5 protein-coding genes are annotated in these 6,345 nt (G+C 37.9%); 4 read left to right on the top strand and 1 reads right to left on the bottom strand.

From position 1 onward, the window contains the following. Positions 1-202 precede the first annotated feature (202 nt). Positions 203-1,444, top strand: coding sequence for a YflT domain-containing protein (locus ACHUE4_RS06670; RefSeq protein WP_394188595.1), 1,242 nt, complete (start codon positions 203-205; stop codon positions 1,442-1,444). A gap of 572 nt (positions 1,445-2,016) precedes the next feature. Continuing rightward, positions 2,017-2,961, top strand: a complete 945-nt coding sequence (locus tag ACHUE4_RS06665) for a sensor domain-containing diguanylate cyclase (RefSeq protein ID WP_394188594.1) — start codon at positions 2,017-2,019, stop codon at positions 2,959-2,961. A 64-nt stretch (positions 2,962-3,025) separates the two neighbouring features. On the opposite strand, the gene brnQ is transcribed toward ACHUE4_RS06665, so the two are convergent. After that, on the bottom strand, positions 3,026-4,357 hold the full coding sequence (gene brnQ / locus ACHUE4_RS06660) for a branched-chain amino acid transport system II carrier protein (RefSeq protein WP_394188593.1): 1,332 nt from the start codon (positions 4,355-4,357) through the stop codon (positions 3,026-3,028). Positions 4,358-4,732: 375 nt separating this feature from the next. On the opposite strand from brnQ, the gene ACHUE4_RS06655 reads away from it, so the two are divergent. After that, positions 4,733-5,311, top strand: coding sequence for a C40 family peptidase (locus ACHUE4_RS06655; protein WP_394188592.1), 579 nt, complete (start codon positions 4,733-4,735; stop codon positions 5,309-5,311). Positions 5,312-5,497: 186 nt separating this feature from the next. Then, a complete protein-coding gene (locus ACHUE4_RS06650) occupies positions 5,498-6,109 on the top strand; it encodes a 3'-5' exonuclease (RefSeq protein WP_394188591.1) in 612 nt (203 codons plus the stop codon). Positions 6,110-6,345 lie beyond the last annotated feature (236 nt).

The following is a 6,345-nucleotide window of genomic DNA, read 5'->3' as shown; positions in this document are numbered from 1 at the left end:
AAGAGAAACCTCTGTTGACAAAGAAATACGTCAACAAGTACGCTCTGTTCCCAAGAATCTCCCACTTCAATCAGACCCTAAGGTCGATTATAAGTGGGGGTAGTTCAATACAAGAACATTAAATATTGGGAATCGTGTTTAAATTTAAATTCACTTGGGGTAGATAGAGTGTACAACAAAAAACACTTAGGAGGTTCCACCAATGAGTCATGAAATGAACCGAAGAATTGAAGTAGCTCGCACAGAAGAAGAATTATATAACAAACTTGAGACGTTAACATCACAAGGATATAAAGAAAGTGATATTCATGTTGTGTCGAAAGATCACGGACATATCCACACGTTAAATAAACACTCAGAAGTTTCGACACACGAAGCGGGAACAGTTATGGACAAATTCAAGTCTTGGTTCACAGGTGAAGATGCGATAACAGAAGGACTTCGTAAATTGAATTTAACCGAAGAAGAAAAAAATCGTTATTCTCACGATGTGGCAAGTGGTGGATTCGTACTTTACACAGACCATGTAGTAACGGATGCGAAGGACCATCAAAACGAATTCGAAGAAGGTTATGACACATTCGGTGCGACTGGTAATAGTTACGAGTCATATCATGGCGAAGAGCGCTCAGTTGTTACAAATGAGCCTGGTTTTGAAGAACGTATTCAAAGCGAAGACCCACAAATGTCATCAACGTCTGGTACAGCTTTTGTGGATACACGTTTCAATGAAACCGAACGAAACGAAACGCCAGTAAATGAAACAACCACATTTGGTGCAGAAGAACCACGTGGCGAATACAAATTTGAATCAAAATACGATGAGCCACAAAGTGAGTATGCAAAGGAACAAGGATTCACGCCGTCTAACAATGAGCTAGTGAATGAAACAGATGGTCGATTTGACGAACCAATGGACCGCTTCGAAAGAGGGGAAACGTTTGCAACTAGTCCTCACTTAGCGAGAGAAACGGATCATATCGGTCATTCGATGCAAGAAGACAAAGTGACGCGTGAACACCGACCAACGATTAATGAAGCAAATGATGGTGCAGAATTTAATTCGAATGAGCGAGCTGAATTTAATACAAACGAACCAATAACTGAAAATCATAAAACAGAAGGATTCCAATCACCAGGAACTGATCCGAATTTAGGACCAGCAGCTTTTGGAGATGTTGAAAACGAAATGCCATCTGGCGAAATGAAACATGATTTTGAAAAAGACCCACGTATCAATGACGAAAAATTTGAGTCTGGCTATGAAACAAATGGAGACGGCAATGCCTTCTCATTCGATACCGACTCAACGAACAATGAAGTCCTTACAGGCGGAGTTGATGACGACGAACAAGAATTGGCTAATGATCAATTTAAAGAAAAAATTGATAAAAACCAATACCGTTCAGATCACAATCCACCACCAACAACAAAACTATTTTAATCTAACTCATATAAGGTGACCCCCACCATATATATTTGAAACGCCCTACAGATGACAGAGTCTGCAGGGCGTTTTTTTCTGCTATTGATTTTAACTCGTTATGCTGACATTCTCCATTTCCCGGGTGGCATTCAAGAATTCACATGTCTCATTCTATATTTGACGAGCAACATTCAAGGATTCGCAAGGTATATTCAAGGATTCAAGGGTCACATTCTAGTATTCACGATTTCCACACAATTTGGACACGTAGAAATGGTGCCAGTTTGAGAATCAAACTGGCACTTTTACTATTGTTTGTCTGCCCGCCTCATAGTGTTCATTCTCCATTTAAGGGGGGGATTCAAGTAATTAAAATTTATACAGGAGTTGCTGATATTAATTAAATTAATTAATCGAAAAATATTATCATACAAATAGTAATCTAAAAGCCTCTTTAATTCGTTTATATTGGTGTACATCATTAGTCCTGCATGGAAGTTTTAAATTATAGGTTAAAGGGAACACATTGAGATAAGTAAGAGAAATACTAATTATAGTATAATTAGCAAAAATAAAAGGGGGTGTTCAGGATGATTACGCAAAAAAGCTCTCATTATTTTAATCAATTGGACAAGGTGGCTGAAGATGTCATCACTTTACTAAGTGAAACGATGGATGTTAACACAATATTTTTAGCAAGTAATGATCGGTATTCCAATTTTATCGTCAAAGCTTTTAACCGAAAAGCAGCCTTATTAAAAGAAGGAGAGAAAACTCCTTTTGAGGATGTTTTGTGTAAACTCGTTGTCGATAATGATTCAGAACCAATCGTTATTACCAATCTAGCTGAAAATGCCTTGACGATTAATCATCCTGTCACCTTGAACGTCGGAAATGGTTGTTTTTTAGGAGCACCTATTTACAAAGGTGATGGAGAAATTTACGGCACAATTTGTGCTTTCGATACAAAACCTTATGATTTTACCGCTTACGATGTTCGCTTAATAAAAACTTTGAGCTCTTTATTAAGCCAAACGATCATTCTTGAAGATCTAATGTTACATGACCATTTAACAGTACTGTACAATAGCTTTTATTTAAAAGAATTCTTTAAACAAGAAAAAGAAGCAGGAAAACAGTACAGTCTACTTTATGTCGATTTAGACCGGTTTAAAGAAGTAAATGATGAGTATGGACATGATATTGGCGATGAATTGCTGAAGAAAGTCGCATCTTTATTCAAAAAGACTGCTCCTAAAGATAGTGTAGTAGCTCGAATTGGCGGCGACGAATTTGTCTTCCTCATTCCTGTTACTTCAGTTGAAATGATAGAAGCAAAAAAAGTCGCAGCGGACCTATTTGATTTATTGACTACACAAACGATTGAAATAGAAGGAAAACAATTGTCGATTTCCGCAAGTATCGGAATGACATACGCATATCCAGGCAAACAATTAAAAGAAATCATGAAAGAGGCTGACATGGCGATGTATACGGCCAAGGGAAATGGTAGAAGTCAGTTGCAAATTCACTAAATTATTGTAGGGATTTTTAAGTGATTATTTGATATTCAAATTTTAAAAAAACTCAGATCCCCGTTTAATGGGAATCTGAGTTTTTAGTTTTATAAATGATAAACCCGATCAAAGCACCTATAATCCCAGGAATTAACCACCCAATCCCTTCATTATAAAGCGGTAAATGTCCTAAAACATTCTCAACAGCTGGGAAGATAATATTTGCTGCTTTTAACCCATCAAAAATACTAATGAAACTTGTGAATATTAAAGCCAATGCATAAACAATTGGTGCACGATTAAAAAATCGATCCACAAAAGACAATAACATCAAAACAATCGCCAATGGATAAATCGCTAACAATACAGGTACAGAGAAATTAATGAGCTGAGTTAATCCCACATTTGCAAATAAAGCACTGAAACCTGAGAAAATGAAAACGAATGAACGATACGAAAGTGATGGAACAAGCTTCTCAAAGAATTGAGATGCAGCAGCAACCAGTCCAATCGAAGTGGTTAAACATGCGGATGCAATCGTCAACGCTAAAATAATGCTACCGAAGCTTCCAAATAATATATTTGAAGATAGAGCTAATATAGAGCCACCATTATCTTGAATACCAATAGCGTCAACGCTTGTTGCGCCAATAAAGCTTAATGAAATATATACAATCGATAACCCAATAGCTGCAATGACGCCCGCTATGATCGTTGCTCGAACCAATAATTTCGAATCCGAAACACCTTTATCTTTAAGTGCATGGATGACGACAATCCCAAATACAAGTGCCGCAAGGACGTCCATTGTTAGATAACCTTGTAAAAAGCTTTCGAAAAATGGTGCTTCTTTATATGCATCAATTGGTGAACCAATTTCACCCATCGGAGTGATAAAACTCTTTATTGCCAATAAACCAATGACTGTTATTAAAATTGGTGTCAAAATTTTACCTATTCGATCAACTAATTTCGTTGGATTCAAGGCGAATAATACGGTGACTGTGAAGAAAAGGATGCTAAATAGTACCAATGGCCATTTTTCAGATGAGATAGAGTCTGTTAAAAATGGCAAAACGCCAATTTCATAAGAAACAGTGGCCGTTCTTGGAATCGCGAACAACGGACCAATTACCAAGTAAATAACAACCGTAAAGATGATTCCAAATAGCGGATGTACACGACTAGCGATTGATTGAAGGTCTCCGCCAGATTTCGCGATGGCAATCACGGCAACCAAAGGCAGTCCGACACCAGTTATCAAGAAGCCAATGATGGAGATGACTAATTGATCTCCGGAAAGTTGACCTAATAATGGAGGGAAGATGATATTTCCTGCTCCCAAGAATAAAGCAAATAGCATTAAACCGACGACAATGTTCTCACCTATCGTCAGAGAATTTTGTGATTTCATTTAATAAAAACTCCTTTGTTGTAGAAGGTGTATCAGTCGCCTATTATACAGTACTGATATAGGTAGAATGCAAGGAATTGTGACAAAAGCGAGAAAATTCACAACTTAAAACACCAAAAATGCACAAGAAGTTCCATCTATGGAACTTGCTGAGGTGAAATACGAGTTGTGATGAGTCTTCCAATAAATTCGGTTAATTATTTCGACAGATTAAGTGGATTTATTTCCCGGGGAATACTTTTGGCCATCTTGACGATATCTGTCCGATATCTTCAACAGAAAATAGCGAAAATTATTATTGACTGAATATTCTTCGTAATCTATGATGAGATTACTAATCATCGAACGGACTTTATTGAATGGGGGAGTCAGAACGTGTTGAAAAAATTCGCTATTATATGTCTCATTGTGTCATTCATTGGGTTAATCGTTACGCCAACAGTAGAAGCAGCAGGTTGGAAAAAAACACATATTTCGTCCATGGCTCAATTGAAAAAGTCAGCGATTTTCTTGAAGAGATCACAGGCTCCAGTGACTGTAACTGAACCGATAGCTCCTCCAGTTTCTGCAAATGGACAAGTTGTCTATGCAGCACTAGCATCCATAGCACCTAATTATATAGGTGTTCCTTATGTTCCTGCTGGTAAACTACCAACTGGATTTGATTGTAGTGGTTTCATTCATTATGTACATAATGAAGCGGGATTAAATATCATCCGAAAAAGTAGTGCAGATTATTACAAAGATTCGATGAAGGTCAATGTACCTCAAATTGGGGATCTAGTATTCTTTAAAGATACGTATATAACGGGAATCTCACATATGGGTGTATACGTTGGCGACAATCAATTCATCCACGCTGCTTCAAGGGGTGTCGAAATTACAAACCTTGACAATAGCTATTGGAAATCCCACTTCGTCGACTTCCGACGTTTTAATGCCGTAACAAATTAAAGGTGCCAGGTACTCAAACAGTCACGTTTGTTTAAACAAACACGATTGTTTCGGGACCTGGCACTTTTGCGTAAATCTACTAAAATAATAATATCTTTAATTTGAGAGTTTAGAGTAGGAAAATTTGGGTATACAGGGCATACTAAGGGAAAAGAAATGGCAACTTAGAGTTCGGAGGGAAGCAATATGGACGATTATAACTTAGATGCATCGGCACTAATAAGAGCGAAATCGCGACAACAGTATTGGTCATCAAACCGGTCCACTACCCCGAAAAAATATCAACCTTCTATGAAAAAAGCAGTTGATTATGTAGTACTTGACTTTGAAACTACCGGCCTTCGCGCAGGTGCAGATCAAATTATTCAAGTGGGAGCGATTAAATACAAGAATCATGAACAAGTAGCTATCATGAACCAATTGATTAATCCTCAACGGGATATCTCATCTCGAATTACATCATTAACTGGGATTTCTAATGATTCGGTAAGAAACAAACCAACCATCAGTACGGTGATTCACCAACTGATTGATTTTATTGGCGACTACCCAATCGTGGCGCACAATGCCTCATTCGATATGGGATTTTTATATGCACTCGAACAATACACAGAAATCCCACGATATGCTGTAATTGATACGCTAAAGCTCGCGCGAAAAGTCATACGTGAAACACCTAACCACAAATTGACGACGCTGGCTCAATTTTTGCGACTTGAACACAACGCACATGATGCAATCGGCGATTGCCTAGCCACAGCTCAAATTTATCAATATTGCCTACGTTACTCCACATAGTCTCATAGACTGAGTGGAGTTTTTTTATGCCAATAAATCGTGGAGTGCATCAGTCGATTTTTGATGCATTCTAGAATTCGCGTGGCATATTCAAGGATTCATCAAGTGTATTCTCCATCTCTTGTTCTACATTCTAGACTTCACCGACCCTATTCAAGGATTCGAACACCACATTCTAAAATTCACGTTTTACACACAATTCGCTTCGCTTGAAATGGTGCCAGTTGGCGCAACCA

Origin of the sequence: Paenisporosarcina quisquiliarum (assembly GCF_043641925.1) — a bacterium.
In the GTDB taxonomy this organism is placed as follows: Bacteria; Bacillota; Bacilli; order Bacillales_A; family Planococcaceae; genus Paenisporosarcina; species Paenisporosarcina quisquiliarum_A.
Note: the sequence above shows the minus strand (reverse complement) of the source record. Positions and strands in the feature narration are given on the sequence as shown.

What these genes read in the sequence shown, in the direction of transcription:
- ACHUE4_RS06670 (WP_394188595.1), top strand. Translation starts at nt 203, where the DNA reads ATGAGTCATGAAATGAACCGAAGAATTGAAGTAGCTCGCACAGAAGAA.
- ACHUE4_RS06665 (WP_394188594.1), top strand. Translation starts at nt 2,017, where the DNA reads ATGATTACGCAAAAAAGCTCTCATTATTTTAATCAATTGGACAAGGTG.
- brnQ (WP_394188593.1), bottom strand. Translation starts at nt 4,357, where the DNA reads ATGAAATCACAAAATTCTCTGACGATAGGTGAGAACATTGTCGTCGGT.
- ACHUE4_RS06650 (WP_394188591.1), top strand. Translation starts at nt 5,498, where the DNA reads ATGGACGATTATAACTTAGATGCATCGGCACTAATAAGAGCGAAATCG.